Origin of the sequence: Mesorhizobium sp. LSJC285A00, from assembly GCF_000503155.1 — a bacterium.
Classification (GTDB): domain Bacteria; phylum Pseudomonadota; class Alphaproteobacteria; order Rhizobiales; family Rhizobiaceae; genus Mesorhizobium.
Map to the genome: position 1 here is coordinate 36,557 of NZ_AYVK01000034.1, position 14,691 is coordinate 51,247.

Here is a 14,691-nt window from a genome sequence, read left to right on the forward strand (position 1 = left end):
ATGCGAAGCATCCGAACCAGATGGCGCGGGAGCCACCTCCCCTTCCGGCCAGTCCTCCAACAAACCACTTCAAACCCGGCCGTCTCGGCGCTACGTTCTATCTATGGCCCCACCCACCCAGCCGATCACCGTCACCCGCCGCGACCAGATGTTTCCTATCCTGGGCGACGCCGATATCGAGCGCACGCGCCGGTTCGGCGAGGCGAGTTCCTATGCCGCCGGCGAGCATATCGTCACCGCCGGCACCGTGGCGCCGGGGCTGATCGTCATCCTGTCGGGCACGGTCGATATCACCCAGGATGTCAGGCCCGGCCGGCGCGAGACCATCGTCACTCATGGTCCCGGCAATTTCATCGGCGAGCTGGCGCAGCTTTCCAGCCGGCCGTCGCTGGTCAATGCGGAGGCGGCCGAGCCGGTCGAGGCCTTCGTCATCCCCTCGCAGCGGCTGCGCGACCTGATGGTGCAGGAGGCAAGCCTTGGCGAGCGGATCATGCGGGCGCTGATCCTGCGCCGCGTCGGGCTTCTGGAAAGCGGCTCGAGCGGGCCGGTCGTCATCGGCCCGGCCGGCAATGGCGACACGCTGCGGCTGCAGGGATTTCTGCGCCGCAGCGGCCAGCCGCACCGCGCGCTCGATTCCGACAGCGACCCGTGCGCCAAGACGCTGATTGAGCATTTTCATGTTGACCCGCACCATCTGCCGATCGTGCTCTGCCCCAACGGCAAGCTGATGCACAATCCCGGCGAAACCGAACTTGCCCGCTGCATCGGCCTGCTGCGGCCGATCGATCCCGACATGGTCTATGACGTCGCCATTGTCGGCGCCGGACCGGCGGGGCTGGCGGCCGCGGTCTATGCGGCATCCGAAGGGCTGTCGACCATCGTGCTCGATTGCCGCGCCTTCGGCGGCCAGGCCGGCGCCTCCGCGCGCATAGAGAACTATCTGGGTTTCCCCACCGGCATTTCCGGCATGGCGCTGATGGCGCGCGCCTACAACCAGGCGCAGAAATTCGGCGTCGAAATAGTCATCCCCGACGAGGCCAAGCTGCTCGGTGCAGCAGGCGAGGGCTACACGCTTACCGTCGGCGACGGTGAAAGCCTGCGCGCACGCACGGTGGTGATCGCCAGCGGCGCGCGCTACCGCCGCCTCGACGTCGCCAAGCTGGCCGAGTTCGAGGGCACGTCGGTGCATTACTGGGCCTCGCCGATCGAGGCGCGGCTATGCACAGGGCAAGAAGTGGCGCTGGTCGGCGCCGGCAATTCGGCGGGGCAGGCGGCGGTCTATCTCGCCAGCCAGGTCCGCAAGGTGACGATGCTGGCGCGCCGCGGCGGCCTCAGGGAAACCATGTCGCGCTATCTGGTCGAGCGTATCGAGGCGCAACCCAACATCGAGGTGCTTGGCGAGACAGAGATCGAGGCGCTGGAAGGCGAAGGCGGCAATCTCACCCAGTTGCGCTGGCGCAACCCCGGCGGCGTCGAGACGCGCCCGATCCAGCATCTCTTCCTGTTCATCGGCGCCGACCCCAACACCGATTGGCTGGCTGGGTGCGATATCGCGCTCGACGCCAGGGGCTTCGTGCGCACCGGCGCCGACATAGGGGCGGGCCAGATGGAGACCAGCCGCAGCGGCGTGTTCGCCATCGGCGACGTGCGCTCCGGCTCGGTCAAGCGGGTCGCCGCCGCCGTCGGCGAAGGCGCCCAGGTGGTGGCTGCCTTGCACGCCTATCTCGCGCGACCCAACGCAGCAGCGCCCGAACTGGCCAGGAGAGCATAATGGATGAATGCAAACACACGCGCGACATCAAGACGGTGACGCCGAGCGCGCTCGGCTGCGAGGAGTGCCTGAAGAGCGGCTCCATGTGGGTGCATCTCAGGCTGTGCCGCACCTGCGGCCATGTCGGCTGCTGCGACGACTCGCCCAACCGCCACGCCACCAAGCATTTCCACGCCACAAAGCACCCGATCATCGAAGGCTACGACCCGCCGGAAGGCTGGGCCTGGTGCTTTGTCGACGAGGCGTTCATCGACCTGGAAGGCGACGTGACGCCTCAGAACGGCCCGATCCCGAAGTTTTTCTGAGGCGGCCGACTGTCGGCCGACCGCTGCGCCTATTTCACCGAGCCAGTAACCGTGCGGTCTATGGCATTGGGATTGTGGTCGTTGCCGGCAAGAGCGGCAATGATCAGAAGGCTGGCGACGACCGGGACAAACAGGATGGCCACGCGGGCCTGCACATAAAAAATGGCGCGCCATTCGCTGCGCTTTTCCGGGTTGTTGTCCATCACACTCACTCTCGCCATGCCTCCCCGGGGCGGGACATAGCGGCGAAGAGTTAAGCAAAAGCTGCTGAATGTGTTAACGCGCGGCGGATTGGGATTTAATCTCGACGGTCAGCGCCGCCCCTCATTGTCATCGGTACGCATCCGGTACGCCTACCCCCTCAACGCCTGCTCCAGGTCCGCGATCAAATCATCGCCATCCTCGATCCCCGCCGACAACCGCACCAGCGAATCCGAAATGCCGATCGCGGCGCGCTTTTCCGCCGGGATCGACCCATGCGTCATCAGCGCCGGGTGCTCGATCAGACTCTCGACGCCGCCGAGGCTTTCGGCCAGGGTGAACAACTGCGTGCGTTCGAGGAAGCGCTTGGTGCCGGCGAGGTCGCGGTCGAGGTCGACCGAGATCATCCCACCGAAAGCGTGCATCTGCTGGACGGCGATGGCGTGCTGCGGGTGGCTCGCGAGGCCGGGATAGACGACGCGGCGTACATCTTTTCGCGCTTCCAGCCACTGCGCGATCTTCAGGCCGTTGGTGGAATGGCGCTCCATCCTGAGTGCCAGCGTCTTGATGCCGCGCAGCGCGAGAAAACTGTCGAAGGGACCGGAGATGGCGCCGATGGCGTTCTGCAGGAATTTCAGCTGGGCCGCCAAATCCTTGTTGTCGCCGACGATGGCGACGCCGCCGACCATGTCGGAATGGCCGTTGAGATATTTCGTCGTCGAGTGGACGACGATGTCGATGCCGAGTTCAAGCGGCCGCTGGATGTAGGGGCTGCAGAACGTGTTGTCGGCGACCGTCAAAACCCCTTTGCGCCTGGCGAGTGCCGCAACCCCTTCGAGGTCGACGATGCGCAGGAGCGGATTGGTCGGGGTTTCAACCCAGAGCAGTTTTGTCTCCGGACGGATCGCTGCTTCCACCGCCGCCAGATCAGTGAAGTCCACAAAACTCACCTGCAGATTGGCCGAGCGCTTGCGCACCCGCTCCATCAGCCGGAACGAGCCGCCATAGATGTCGTCGGTTGCAACGATATGGGCGCCGCTGTCGAGCAGCTCGAGCACGGTCGAGATCGCCGCCAGGCCGGAAGCGAATGCAAAGGCGGCCGAGCCGCTTTCGAGATCGGCCACCGCGCGCTCGAAGGCGAAGCGGGTCGGGTTCTGGCTGCGGGCGTACTCAAACCCCTTGTGCACGCCGGGCGACTGCTGGCCATAGGTCGAGGTCGCGTAGATCGGCACCATCACCGCGCCGGTCAGCGGGTCATGGCTCTGGCCGCCATGGATGGTGCGCGTGGAAAAAGCCAGGCGGTTCTTGCCCGATGGGGGTGTTTCAGCAGTCATCGTGCGCGCCTCAAATGGTTGATCAGGTCGATACGGGTTATCAGGCCGACGAACTCGTCGCCATCGAAGATGATGGCGACCTCGTTGCGGTCGAACACCGGCAGCAGCGCATCCAGCGTCTGGCTGGCCTGCAGCGTGTGCAGATTGGAGGTCATGGCGGTGCACACCGGAGCGTTGAAGCGGTCCCAGCGGCCGTCATAGGGGCCGTCGACCTTGGCCAATATATCGCCCTCATCGATAATGCCGACCAGCTTGCCGTTGTCCAGCACCGGCAGCTGCGAGACATCGGAGCGGCGCATGCGGCCATAGGCGTTGAGCAGGCTTTCGTCGGGGCCGACATAGACGGTGTCGCCGGTGCGGTGCGAGCGCACGACAAGGTCGCGCAGATCGCCATGCTGTTCCTGTTCGGCCAGCCCCTGCTCGGCCAGCCAGAAATCGTCGAACACCTTGGACAGGTATTTGTTGCCGCTGTCGCAGACGAAGGTGACGACGCGTTTTGCTGTCGTCTGCTCGCGGCAATAGCGAAGCGCGGCCGACAGCAGCGTGCCGGAAGACGAGCCGGCGAGAATGCCTTCCTTCGAAAGCAGGTCCCGCACGGCCAGCATGCTCTGCTTGTCTGGGATGGAATAGGCTTTCCTGACCAGCGACAGATCGGCATTGGGCGGCACAAAATCCTCGCCGATGCCTTCGACGGTCCAGCTGCCGGCCTCTTCCATCTTGCCGGTCTTGATCAGCGGCGCCAGCACCGATCCGACGGGATCGGCCAGCACCATTTCGGTCTTCGGCGATGTTCTGGCGAAGTAGCGGCCAAGCCCGGTCAGCGTACCGCCGGAGCCGACGCCGACGACCACGGCGTCGAGGTCGCCATCGAGCTGGGCAAGGATTTCCGGTCCGGTGGTGGTCTCATGCGCCTCGGGGTTGGCCGGGTTGGCGAACTGGTTGGCGTAGAAGGCGCCGGGCGTTTCCGATGCGATCTTCTCGGCCATGTCCTGGTAATATTCGGCATGGCCCTTGCCGACATCGGAGCGCGTCATGCGCACTTCGGCGCCGAGCGCGCGCAGATGCTGGATCTTTTCGCGCGACATCTTGTCGGGCACGACGAGGATGATGCGGTAGCCCTTGGGGATGCCGACCTGGGCGAGGCCGAGGCCGGTATTCCCGGCGGTCGCCTCGACGATGGTGCCGCCGCGCTTGAGCTTGCCTTCCTTCTCGGCCGCGGAAATCATAGACAGCGCAATGCGGTCCTTGATCGAGCCGCCTGGATTCTGGCTTTCGAGCTTGATGAACAGCCGGCACTTGCCGGTGTCGAATTTGGTCAGTTCGACCACCGGCGTCTGGCCGATGAGGTCGAGCACCGAGGCGTAGGGCGGACGCAGGCGGGATAACGCGCCGTCCGAACTGCCTGGCGCAGCTTTTCCGTGCTCGCTCATATCGATGTGCTCCCTTGAACAAGCGACCGCCTCGGGGGCAGAGCGGCAGCGTAGCTTCTTTTCCGGCCGTTTGCAGTCGGAAAGAAGGTAGATCGTGCCAATCAACCGGCGAGAGGGGGAATGGAATTCCAGTTTTAGGCCGGCTTTGGACTCAAGCCCAACACCCTCCGTAGCGATCCTTCCCACCCCCCTCTGAGGGGCGTGCTATCCCGCCGACGTCAACAGCTTTACCCCAGCAGCTGCTTGCTCAGCCTAGCGCATTGCACGCGGATGTCGGGGATGGCGTCGATCTCGAAGAAGGTGCCGCGGGTCAGCGGCCCGACGGCGAGGATCTTGGCCGATGCGGTGCCGTCGCCGGCGATGATTTCGCATTTGGCTGTGACATCGAGACCAAGCCGCAGCGGGTCGGGCCGCGCCAGGCCGCGGTCGACCAGCGAGCGCACGACGCTGTTCGACGTCGTCGAGATGTCGCGGGCGATGCCGGTGCAATCATAGATGCGGGCGACCTGCAGCGTTTCCAGCGCCTTTGTGTGGCGGGACTGGATGCCGACGGTGAATCCATCGCCGGCCTCGATGCCGACGACACGGCCGGCGACCGGGCGGATGCGGCCGGTGCGCACCGCCTCGGTGACGCGGGCATGCACCTCGGGCGCCAGCCGATGGCGATGGATGTCCCACCAGGCCTTGGTGTGCTCGACGAAGCGGCGCTTGGCCGAGGACGGCCAGTTCTGCCAGATCTTCTGGTTGAAGGGTCGCAGCCCATCGACGACGTCGCGCCAGTCGATGCCGGCCTTCTGGTTTTCTCGGATCAGGTCGCGGAACCAGCCGACGAAATAGGAGAGCTGCGTGCCGAGCGGAATGTCGGCGACGTCGAGCTTGATCGGGTTGCCCTTGCGGTGCGGCGACGGCAGCAGGCCGCGCCGCGACACGGCGACGATCTCGCCGCGATGGCCGCGCTGCTCGAGCGACAGGAAGGCATCGACCATGCTGAGCCCGGTGCCCAGCACCAGCACGCGGGCTTCAGGATCGAGCGCTGTGTCGGCCTCGGTGCCCATGCGGATGGCATGACCTTGGCCGGCGCCGGGCTGCTCGTCGTGGCCGGTGGCAAGCACCGCCAGATGCGCGACGACGCTGGTGCCGTTGGCCAGCACCACTTCGACACCGGACGATGTCGGCGAGATCGACAGGCTTTCCTCGCGAATCAGCCTGAGACGGCCGGTTTCCTTTTCGCGCGCTTCGAGTTCGTCGAGCACTTCCTTGAGGTAGCGGGCATAGACGCTGCGCGGTGCATAGAAGGGTGTCTGCGGCGTCTGTTCCTGGCTTATCAGGCCGCGCCCCTGCAACCAGCGCCAGAAATTCAGGGGATCGTCGGCATAGGCGCTCATCCCCGCGGCGCTGACATTCAGCACGTGCGCCGATAAGAGCGTCGAATAGGCGATGCCCTGGCCGAAATGCGGACGCTTTTCGATCAGCGTGACGCGAAGGTCCGGGTTGGGCGACTTCAGCAGATGCGCGGCAAGCACGACGCCGCTGGCGCCGCCGCCGACGATGATGATCGAGCTGCGGATGATCGAATTGGCGCGCGCGACGCTCATGCGAGCACGCTCAGGATCAGGCGGGGACCTTTTGCGCCGGCGCAAGCTCGTCGATGTCCCTCGCGACCGGAAGGTCGTCGAGGACGATGTCGCGCATCTCGGCCAGCGTGCGCTGGTCGAGCACCTCGGCGATCGCCTGCCGGACCTCGAGCATCAGATGTCGGACTTGGCATGTCGCCTCATTGCAGTCTTCACAGCGCTGATACTGGGTGCGGCTGGCGCAGGGGATGGGCGCCAGCGGTCCGTCGAGGACGCGCACGACATGGCCGACCTTGATCTCGTCGGCCGGGCGCGCCAAGCGATAGCCGCCATCCTTGCCCTTGCGGCTCTGGACGAAACCGGCATTGCGCAATTCGCCCAGAATGGCGTCGAGGAATTTCTTCGGGATGTTGTTGCCGCTGGCGATGTCGCCGACGAAGGCGAGCTGTCCCACCGGCAGATGCGCCAGATGGACCAGCGCCTTGAGGCCGTACTTGCCTTTTTTGGTGAGCATAGACCGAATGTTTCTCTGTCAGGCGATGGCCCAAACCATCGGTTGCGAAACGCCTGACGTGCCTCCCCGCCGCGTGCAAGCTGCTTCGACACATAAATTCTACTGACATGATATACAAGCCGAGAAACCTTGATTTTGCTTCGTTTTCACGCCGCAGGGGCCACTTTAGCAAGGCTTTGTGCCGTTACGGTCACAGCCAGCCGCGAGCGATTGCGGCGATGAACGGCGGCTCCTGCTCCCAATGTCGATAAGATTACTATACTTACCCTCGAACACGCGGAACGTGTTTTCAAATCAACCGTCTTTTACAGCATGGATTTGCGCCATTTGGGGCTTTGCCGGGAATTTTGGGTCGCAGCCCGCGGATCGGCGAAACATGACTCCCGACAACTCGGGCGCCGCCCTGCGCCCGATATCAGGACGCCGCCTTGCCGCTCTGAGGCCGGGCGGCCTTGGCGGCCACCGGCACGCCGCTTGACCGCAGCATCCAGCGGTGGCCGTCGCTGCGGAAGTCGGTGAGGCTCAACGGCTCGACATCGATCCTGCGGCAGGCCGCAAGCGGCGCGCCGAGCACCAAATCAGGCCTCTTCCGTAGGAGGGTTGGCAGGACCACCAACTCTTCAGCACCTTTGGGGCGCCGTTTGCGTTTGTGCACGGTCCGACACGGGCCGGTCACCGCGCCCGCATCAGCCGTTGGTTTTTTCTAACAAGTGCTTTTTCCTTGGAACGATTTAACTCTACAAGAATGATAGAATTAGCTGACTATGAACAGGCATCCGGTTTTTCTCATTTTTCATGGAGCCTTTCATGTCCAGCATTTCGCGACGCATTGTCCTCCTGTCGTCGGCAGCTTTGGCGGGTGCGGCCTTCCTCGGCCCGGCCCAGGCGCAGGACCTCAACATCACCATTGGCTACCAAACGGTGGTCGAACCTTCGAAAGTAGCACAGGCCGACGGCGCCTATGAAAAGGCGACCAAGGCAACGATCGACTGGCGTAAGTTCGATTCCGGTGCCGATGTCATCGCCGCCGTCGCATCCGGTTCGGTCGATATCGGCTATGTCGGCTCGAGTCCGCTGGCCGCGGCCGCCAGCCGCGAACTGCCGATCCAGACCATCTTTGTCGTCGGCCTGATCGGCCAGTCCGAGGCGCTGGTCGCCCGCAATGGATCCGGCATCGAGAAGATCGCCGACCTCGCCGGCAAGAAGGTGGCGGTGCCGTTCGTGTCGACCACGCATTACAGCCTGCTTGCCGCGCTGAAGCACGAAAACGTCGACCCGAAGTCGGTCGAAATCCTTAATCTCAGGCCACCGGAAATAGCCGCCGCCTTCGCCCGCGGCGACATAGACGCGGCCTATGTCTGGGATCCGGCGCTCGGCCAGATCAAGACGACAGGCAAGGTGGTGCTGGATTCCTCGCAGGTTGCCGCCTGGGGCGCGCCGACCTTCGACGCCTGGATCGTGCGCACCGACTTCGCCGAAAAGAACCCGGACGCCGTGCGCGATTTCGTCAAGGTGACCGGCGAATCCTATGCCCAGTTCCTGGCCAAGCCCGAGGCATGGTCGGTTTCGTCGCCGGAAGCGGCCAAGATCGCCAAGATCACCGGCGCCAAACTGGAAGAGGTGCCGCAGCTCCTCAAGGGTTACGTCTTCCCGACATTGGAGGAGCAGGCTTCCGACAAATTCCTCGGCGGCGGCACGGTCAAGGCGATGGAGGCAGCTTCGGCCTTCCTCAAGGAGCAGGGCAAGATCGACGCCGTGCTGCCCGACTATTCGAAATACGTGTCGTCGAAATACGTGACCGAGGCTCTGGCCTCGAACTGATCTTCAGTTTTACGCAATTCCGGACGGAAAACCGCTTCACACTTTTCCTGGAATTGCTCTGAACACGCGCGGTTTCCTCTTCCCTGACGCCGCGTGCTGCCTGTCCCGGATCCGCTTAACGAGGGCCGGGGCAGGCTGATTTTCTTCCGGAGCCCCTTTTCATGCCGCATCTCGTACTCGACCCGCATCTCGTACTCGACAAGGCCTCGGTTCACTATGACGGCCAAGCAGCGCCGGCGGTCGACCGAGTTTCCATCGATGTCGCCAAGGGCGATTTCGTCGTGCTGGTCGGCCGCTCCGGCTGCGGCAAGACCTCGCTGCTCAATGTCGCCGCCGGCCTGGTCGAACCCGCGCGCGGGGTCGCCACGATCGGCGGCAGACCGATCACCGGCCCAGGCTCCGACCGGGCGGTCGTGTTCCAGAACGATGCGCTGTTTCCCTGGCTGACGGCTCGTGAAAACGTCGGCTTTGCGCTCAGGCTGCGCGGCGTGCCGCAAGCCGAGCGGGCGCGCCGCGCCGACCAGTTGCTGGCGCTGGTCAAGCTTGACGGCGTCGGCGACAAACGCATCTGGGAATTGTCCGGCGGCATGCGCCAGCGCGTCGGCCTCGCCCGAGCGCTCGCGGCCGAGCCGGAATTCCTGCTGCTCGACGAACCGCTCGGCGCACTCGATGCGCTGACGCGCGAGCGCATGCAGACGACGCTGCTCGACCTGTGGACCGCAAGCCGGGTCGGCGTGCTGATGGTCACGCATGGCATCGAGGAGGCGCTGGTGCTGGCCACAAGCATCGTCGTTTTGGCGCCCGGACCGGGCCGCGTGGTGCGGACATTCGAGACCGGTTTCAGCCGGCGCTATGCCGCAGGCGAGCCGATCCGCACCATCAAGGCCGATCCGGCCTTTGCCGCGGCGCGCGGCGAGCTGACCGATGCGATCTTCGAAGGAGAGGTGGCATGAGCGTCACCTCCTACAGCGAGCGGCCGGCCACCGGGACCGGCGAGGCCGATGCCATTTCGGTGCCGTGGTCGCGGCCGGTGCGGAAGCGGCGCGGGGTTTCCTCGCGGGCGATCAGCGCCGTCACCATCCTGGTCGTGCTGGCGGCATGGGCGCTGTCTGCGCGCCTGCAACTGGTGTCGCCGGTGTTCCTGCCGTCGCCCGCCGCCGTGTGGACCAAGTTCATCGTGGTGATCAAGGACGGCTTCGTCGACGCGACTTTGCTGCAGCATATCGTCGCCAGCCTCGGCCGCGTGTTCGCGGCGCTGCTCGCGGCCATCGTCATCGGCGTTCCGGTTGGGCTGGCTATCGGCATTTCGACGGTCGGGCGCGGCATCTTCGATCCCTTGCTCGAATTTTTGCGGCCGATCCCGCCGCTCGCCTATCTGCCGCTGGTCATCATCTGGTTCGGCATCGGCGAGCCGTCAAAGATCCTGGTGATCGCCATTGCCATGCTGGCGCCGGTGGCGCTGTCGACGGCCTCGGGCGTGCGCGGTGTCTCAAAGGAGCGCATCGATGCGGCGCGTTCGCTTGGTGCGACGCAGCGCCAAGTGGTGCGCCATGTCATCCTGCCCAGCGCGCTGCCGTCGATCCTCACCGGCCTGCGCATCGCGCTCGGCGCCGGCTGGTCGACGCTGGTTGCAGCCGAGCTGGTGGCGGCAACGCGCGGCCTCGGCTTCATGATCCAGTCGGCCGCCCAGTTCCTGGTCACCGATGTCGTGGTGATGGGAATAGTGGTGATCGCGACAATAGCCTTCGTGCTGGAATTCATCATCCGCCGAATCGAGCGTCAGCTGGTTCCGTGGGCGGGAAAGGAATGACAACAAGTTCTGCCGGTTTGACCGGCTGCTTCCCTTCGCAGCACGGCGACCGCCGACCCCGGAACAGAAGGAGTGATGTCATGACCCAGTCCACCGCGGTGCTGTTCGCCCATCTCGGCAACTGGCTGCTCGCCTGGCGGGAGAACTCGTCGTCGCAGCCGCAGCCGAAATCGCCGGCCCCCGTGCAACTCGACGCCGAACGCGACCGCCTGCCGCCGCGCGACGAGGGATTTTACTGGGCCTGGCAGTATTGGTCGCAGTGAGGTGATGGAGATTAGCGCCAGCCTTCGCGATTTCGTCATCCTAGGGCGAAGCAAGGAGCGAAGCGACGCGGCGCAGACCCTAGGATCCATGCCGAGACGCTGATGCTACGCTCCAGGGGAGCAACAAACCGGGCGCCTACCACCCGGTTCCGCGAAACAGCTCAAACCACTCCGGATTGGCCTTCTCTATCAGTTCGATCTTCCACTGTCTCGGCCATCGCTTCAGCGACTTCTCGCGTTGAATGGCATCGGTGATGTCGAAGAATTCCTCATACCAGACCAGCCGTTGAACACCATAGCGGCTGGTGAAGCCTGCGCCCTGGCCGGATTTGTGTTCAGGCATGCGGCGGGAGAGATCGTTGGTGACGCCGATGTAGATCGTGCCGCGTTTTTGGCTTGCAGTCATGTAGACGTCGCCGGTCATGGTTTCAGGGTATCGAGCCTCGGTTCGCGCACAAGCGACATTCTGATCCGTTCCACTCTACGGCAAACGTCACGGCATGGATCCTAGGGTCTGCGCCGCGTCGCTTCGCTCCTTGCTTCGCCCTAGGATGACGAGTGCTGGGTTCTGAAGAAAATATTTCCACGTCAAGCAGCCAACTCGCAAAATCGTTTCTCTACTAAGCCTACCTAGCCTTGTCTCTCATCCACGGCAGGGAGCCCTTCCCGGCGCCGGTTCGCAGCGAAGGAAGAGGGATCATGTTCAGCCTGACCAGACGCGTTTTCGGCCTTGGCCTTTTGGCGGCGGGCATTGCTGCCTCGCTCAGTGCCTCGGCGCAAGAGTTGAAGCAGCTCAACATCGGCTATCAGAAGACCGGCCTGCCGGTCATCGCCCGGCAGCAGCAGGTGATCGAGAAGGCGCTGAGCGACAAGGGTGTCGCGGTGAAATGGGTCGAATTCACCGCCGGCCCGCCGTTGGTCGAGGCGCTCAATGTCGGCGCCATCGATGTCGGCTGGACCGGCGACGCACCGCCAATCTTCGGCCAGTCGGCCGGCGCCAACATCGTCTATGCGGCGGCACTGCCGGCCAATGGCGACGGCGAAGCGATCTTCGTCAAGCCGGCATCGCCGATCCAGTCGCTCGCCGGCCTCAAGGGAAAGCGCATCGGCGTCGGCAAAGGCACCAGCGCGCACAATCTGCTGGTCGCGGCACTCGAAAAAGCAAACATCCCCTTCGACCAGATCACCCCGGTCTATCTCAGCCCGGCCGATGCCGCGGCGGCTTTCGCCAGCGACCAGATCGATGCCTGGGCGGTCTGGGATCCGTTCTACGCCATCGCCGAGACACGCTACCAGCCGCGCGTGCTGGCGCGCTCCAGCGAGGTGCTCAAGGTGAACACCTATTTCCTCGCCAACAAGGATTTCGCCAAGGCGCATCCGGAGACGATCACCACGACGATAGCGGCGCTCGGCGTGGCGGCGAAATGGGCGGACGCGAACCGCGACAAGGTTGCCGCGGCGCTGCATGAGGTGACCGGCGTGCCGCTCGATGCACAGACGATCGCGGCCAACCGCACCAAATTCGGCATCTTCCCGATCACCGACGAGATCATCGCCGGCCAGCAGGCGACAGCCGATCGCTTCTACAAGCTCAAGCTGATCCCGAACGCGGTGCGCATCTCCGACGCCGTGTGGACCGCACCGGGCAATTGAACTTTCTTGTGTGGCGCCGGGCGGAAAACGCCCGGCGCCTTTGCCGTTTCAAGCCTCAGGGATTTCGCCATGACCGCTTCATCAAGCCCGCAAGCCGGCCCGCTCGATTTCTTCTGGTTCATCCCGACGCATGGCGACGGCTCCTATCTCGGCTCCGAACAGCAGCAGCGGCCGCCGGAGTTCGCTTACTTCAAGGAGATCGCACAGGCCGTCGACCGGCTCGGCTTTCCCGGCGTGCTTTTGCCGACCGGGCAGAATTGCGAGGATTCGTGGATCACCGCCTCCGGCCTTGCAGCGCTGACGGAAAAGCTCAAATTCCTGGTGGCGCTACGGCCCGGCGTGACGTTGCCCACCTTCGCGGCGCGCCAGACGGCGGCGCTCGACCGGCTGAGCAATGGCCGCCTGCTGCTCAATGTCGTGGTCGGCGGCAACCCGACCGAGCTTGCCGGCGATGGCGTGTTCCTGCCGCATGACGAGCGCTATGCGCAGGCGCAAGAGTTTCTGACCATCTGGCGCGCGCTGGTGTCGGGCGAGAGCGTCAACTTCAACGGCAAATATTACCGCGTCGACAATGGCCGTCTTGATCTTCTGCCGCAACAGGAGCGGCCGCCGCTCTATTTCGGCGGCTCGTCCGATGCCGGCCAGGAGCTCGCCGCCGATCTCGTCGACATGTACCTGACCTGGGGCGAGCCGCCGGCGCAGGTGGCGGAAAAACTCAGCGCGGCGCGCAACAAGGCTGAACGGCGCGGCCGCAAACTGCGTTTCGGCATCAGGCTGCATTTCATCGTGCGCGAGACCGAGGAAGAGGCCTGGCGCGCCGCCGACCGGCTGATCAGCCACGTCACCGATGCCCAGATCGAAAATGCCCAGGCCCGCTTCACCAAGGAGATGGACTCTGTGGGACAGCGGCGCATGGCCGAACTGCATGGCGGCCGCCGCGACCGGCTGGTGGTGTCACCCAATCTGTGGGCCGGCGTCGGCCTGGTGCGCGGCGGCGCCGGCACCGCGCTGGTCGGCTCGCCGGAGCAGATCGTCGAGCGCATCCGCGAGTATCAGGCGATCGGCATCGACACCATCATCGGCTCTGGGTACCCGCATCTCGAGGAAGCCTACCGTGTCGCCGAGCTTCTGTTCCCGCGTCTCGGCCTGGGCACCAGGCGGGCACGGGCGCATGAGAACATCGCCAATGAATTCGCCGTCGGCTTCCACGGCGCCAACCGCCTGCAGGCCTCGTCGTGAGTTTTGCCCGGCGCGTCAAACAGAACGGCATCGGCTGGCTGCTGCCGGCGCTGGTCATAATTGGCTGGGAAGCCGCCAGCCGCGCCGGTGTGATGCCGGCCAATGTGCTGCCGGCGCCGAGCGCGGTGGCCGAGGCCTTCTGGCGGCTGACGCTGTCGGGCGAGCTGATCGAAAACATCGGCGTCAGCACGCTGCGTGCGCTGGCCGGCTTTGCCATCGGCGGCTCGATCGGCTTTGCACTCGGCCTTGCCAACGGGCTGTCGGCGCTCAGCCGCGGCCTGACCGACACGACGCTGCAGATGATCCGCAACATCCCGCATCTGGCGCTGATCCCGCTGGTCATCCTGTGGTTCGGCATCGACGAGGAAGCAAAACTGTTCCTGGTGGCGCTCGGCGTGTTCTTCCCGATCTACGTCAACACGCTGCTCGGCATCCAGAGCGTCGACCCGCAGCTGGTCGAGATGGGCCGGGTCTACGGCATGGACCGCCGCGCGTTGTTTTTTCAGGTGATCCTGCCCGGCGCGCTGCCGGCGATCTTCGTCGGCCTGCGCTATGCGCTGGGCATCATGTGGCTGACGCTGATCGTTGCCGAAACCATCTCGGCCAGTTCCGGCCTCGGCTACATGGCCATGCAGGCACGCGAATTCCTGCTGATCGATGTGGTCGTGCTGTCGATCCTGATCTATGCGCTGCTCGGCAAGCTTGCCGACAGCTTCGCCCGCCTGCTCGAGCGGCTGTCGCTCGGCTGGCATCCCGCCTTCCAGAACGCCTGAGGG

General features: G+C 64.7%; 16 protein-coding genes. 9 read left to right on the top strand and 7 right to left on the bottom strand.

Features of this window, described 5'->3' with window-relative positions; genetic code table 11:
* Window positions 1-103: 103 nt before the first annotated feature.
* Entirely contained in the window at window positions 104-1,771 is a 1,668-nt protein-coding gene (locus X726_RS145230) for an FAD-dependent oxidoreductase (protein ID WP_023672078.1), read from the top strand.
* Window positions 1,771-2,076 carry a UBP-type zinc finger domain-containing protein gene (locus X726_RS145225; RefSeq protein WP_023672079.1) on the top strand — a complete coding sequence of 102 codons (306 nt, stop codon included), beginning with the start codon at window positions 1,771-1,773 and terminating at the stop codon, window positions 2,074-2,076. The genes X726_RS145230 and X726_RS145225 overlap by 1 nt, the downstream gene beginning before the upstream one ends.
* 29 nt (window positions 2,077-2,105) lie before the next feature.
* On the opposite strand, the gene X726_RS1000000169580 is transcribed toward X726_RS145225, so the two are convergent.
* From X726_RS1000000169580 to X726_RS1000000170710, 6 genes are all read right to left on the bottom strand, one after another.
* Window positions 2,106-2,297 carry a hypothetical protein gene (locus X726_RS1000000169580; RefSeq protein ID WP_196814107.1) on the bottom strand — a complete coding sequence of 64 codons (192 nt, stop codon included), beginning with the start codon at window positions 2,295-2,297 and terminating at the stop codon, window positions 2,106-2,108.
* Window positions 2,298-2,429: 132 nt separating this feature from the next.
* On the bottom strand, window positions 2,430-3,611 hold the full coding sequence (locus X726_RS145220; RefSeq protein WP_023672081.1) for a PLP-dependent aspartate aminotransferase family protein: 1,182 nt from the start codon (window positions 3,609-3,611) through the stop codon (window positions 2,430-2,432).
* Window positions 3,608-5,041, bottom strand: a complete 1,434-nt coding sequence (locus X726_RS145215) for a pyridoxal-phosphate dependent enzyme (protein WP_023672082.1) — start codon at window positions 5,039-5,041, stop codon at window positions 3,608-3,610. The genes X726_RS145220 and X726_RS145215 overlap by 4 nt, the downstream gene beginning before the upstream one ends.
* Before the next feature lie 227 nt (window positions 5,042-5,268).
* The gene (locus tag X726_RS145210) at window positions 5,269-6,636 is read right to left on the bottom strand and encodes an FAD/NAD(P)-binding protein (protein ID WP_023672083.1); all 1,368 of its coding nucleotides are present in this window, start codon (window positions 6,634-6,636) and stop codon (window positions 5,269-5,271) included.
* Window positions 6,637-6,652: 16 nt separating this feature from the next.
* On the bottom strand, window positions 6,653-7,129 hold the full coding sequence (locus X726_RS145205) for an Rrf2 family transcriptional regulator (protein ID WP_023672084.1): 477 nt from the start codon (window positions 7,127-7,129) through the stop codon (window positions 6,653-6,655).
* 415 nt (window positions 7,130-7,544) lie between these two features.
* Window positions 7,545-7,706 (bottom strand): hypothetical protein, encoded by a 162-nt coding sequence (locus X726_RS1000000170710; RefSeq protein ID WP_023681206.1) that lies wholly within the window; start codon window positions 7,704-7,706, stop codon window positions 7,545-7,547.
* Window positions 7,707-7,936: 230 nt separating this feature from the next.
* On the opposite strand from X726_RS1000000170710, the gene tauA reads away from it, so the two are divergent.
* From tauA to X726_RS145185, 4 genes are all read left to right on the top strand, one after another.
* Window positions 7,937-8,950, top strand: a complete 1,014-nt coding sequence (gene tauA / locus X726_RS145200; RefSeq protein WP_023672086.1) for a taurine ABC transporter substrate-binding protein — start codon at window positions 7,937-7,939, stop codon at window positions 8,948-8,950.
* A gap of 161 nt (window positions 8,951-9,111) precedes the next feature.
* Window positions 9,112-9,903 (top strand): taurine ABC transporter ATP-binding protein, encoded by a 792-nt coding sequence (locus X726_RS145195; protein ID WP_023672087.1) that lies wholly within the window; start codon window positions 9,112-9,114, stop codon window positions 9,901-9,903.
* Window positions 9,900-10,760, top strand: a complete 861-nt coding sequence (locus tag X726_RS145190; protein WP_023672088.1) for an ABC transporter permease subunit — start codon at window positions 9,900-9,902, stop codon at window positions 10,758-10,760. Before X726_RS145195 ends, X726_RS145190 begins: the two co-directional genes overlap by 4 nt.
* A gap of 80 nt (window positions 10,761-10,840) precedes the next feature.
* Window positions 10,841-11,023 carry a hypothetical protein gene (locus X726_RS145185; protein WP_023672089.1) on the top strand — a complete coding sequence of 61 codons (183 nt, stop codon included), beginning with the start codon at window positions 10,841-10,843 and terminating at the stop codon, window positions 11,021-11,023.
* Window positions 11,024-11,159: 136 nt separating this feature from the next.
* Here X726_RS145185 and X726_RS145180 read toward each other — a convergent pair whose 3' ends face one another.
* Window positions 11,160-11,447, bottom strand: coding sequence for a GIY-YIG nuclease family protein (locus X726_RS145180; RefSeq protein ID WP_023672090.1), 288 nt, complete (start codon window positions 11,445-11,447; stop codon window positions 11,160-11,162).
* Window positions 11,448-11,722: 275 nt separating this feature from the next.
* Here X726_RS145180 and X726_RS145175 point away from each other — a divergent pair, with 275 nt between their 5' ends.
* The 3 genes from X726_RS145175 to X726_RS145165 all read left to right on the top strand — a co-directional run bounded on the left by X726_RS145175 (window position 11,723) and on the right by X726_RS145165 (window position 14,688).
* Complete coding sequence (locus X726_RS145175; RefSeq protein ID WP_023672091.1) at window positions 11,723-12,676, top strand: sulfonate ABC transporter substrate-binding protein; 954 nt, start codon at window positions 11,723-11,725, stop codon at window positions 12,674-12,676.
* A 69-nt stretch (window positions 12,677-12,745) separates the two neighbouring features.
* Entirely contained in the window at window positions 12,746-13,915 is a 1,170-nt protein-coding gene (ssuD, locus tag X726_RS145170; protein WP_023672092.1) for an FMNH2-dependent alkanesulfonate monooxygenase, read from the top strand.
* Complete coding sequence (locus tag X726_RS145165; RefSeq protein ID WP_023672093.1) at window positions 13,912-14,688, top strand: ABC transporter permease subunit; 777 nt, start codon at window positions 13,912-13,914, stop codon at window positions 14,686-14,688. The genes ssuD and X726_RS145165 overlap by 4 nt, the downstream gene beginning before the upstream one ends.
* Window positions 14,689-14,691 lie beyond the last annotated feature (3 nt).

Excerpts from the sequence above, each read along its gene's own strand:
- X726_RS145230 (WP_023672078.1), top strand. The coding sequence starts at position 104 with ATGGCCCCACCCACCCAGCCGATCACCGTCACCCGCCGCGACCAGATG.
- X726_RS145225 (WP_023672079.1), top strand. The coding sequence starts at position 1,771 with ATGGATGAATGCAAACACACGCGCGACATCAAGACGGTGACGCCGAGC.
- X726_RS1000000169580 (WP_196814107.1), bottom strand. The coding sequence starts at position 2,297 with ATGGCGAGAGTGAGTGTGATGGACAACAACCCGGAAAAGCGCAGCGAA.
- X726_RS145220 (WP_023672081.1), bottom strand. The coding sequence starts at position 3,611 with ATGACTGCTGAAACACCCCCATCGGGCAAGAACCGCCTGGCTTTTTCC.
- X726_RS145215 (WP_023672082.1), bottom strand. The coding sequence starts at position 5,041 with ATGAGCGAGCACGGAAAAGCTGCGCCAGGCAGTTCGGACGGCGCGTTA.
- X726_RS145210 (WP_023672083.1), bottom strand. The coding sequence starts at position 6,636 with ATGAGCGTCGCGCGCGCCAATTCGATCATCCGCAGCTCGATCATCATC.
- X726_RS145205 (WP_023672084.1), bottom strand. The coding sequence starts at position 7,129 with ATGCTCACCAAAAAAGGCAAGTACGGCCTCAAGGCGCTGGTCCATCTG.
- tauA (WP_023672086.1), top strand. The coding sequence starts at position 7,937 with ATGTCCAGCATTTCGCGACGCATTGTCCTCCTGTCGTCGGCAGCTTTG.
- X726_RS145195 (WP_023672087.1), top strand. The coding sequence starts at position 9,112 with ATGCCGCATCTCGTACTCGACCCGCATCTCGTACTCGACAAGGCCTCG.
- X726_RS145190 (WP_023672088.1), top strand. The coding sequence starts at position 9,900 with ATGAGCGTCACCTCCTACAGCGAGCGGCCGGCCACCGGGACCGGCGAG.
- X726_RS145185 (WP_023672089.1), top strand. The coding sequence starts at position 10,841 with ATGACCCAGTCCACCGCGGTGCTGTTCGCCCATCTCGGCAACTGGCTG.
- X726_RS145180 (WP_023672090.1), bottom strand. The coding sequence starts at position 11,447 with ATGACCGGCGACGTCTACATGACTGCAAGCCAAAAACGCGGCACGATC.
- X726_RS145175 (WP_023672091.1), top strand. The coding sequence starts at position 11,723 with ATGTTCAGCCTGACCAGACGCGTTTTCGGCCTTGGCCTTTTGGCGGCG.
- ssuD (WP_023672092.1), top strand. The coding sequence starts at position 12,746 with ATGACCGCTTCATCAAGCCCGCAAGCCGGCCCGCTCGATTTCTTCTGG.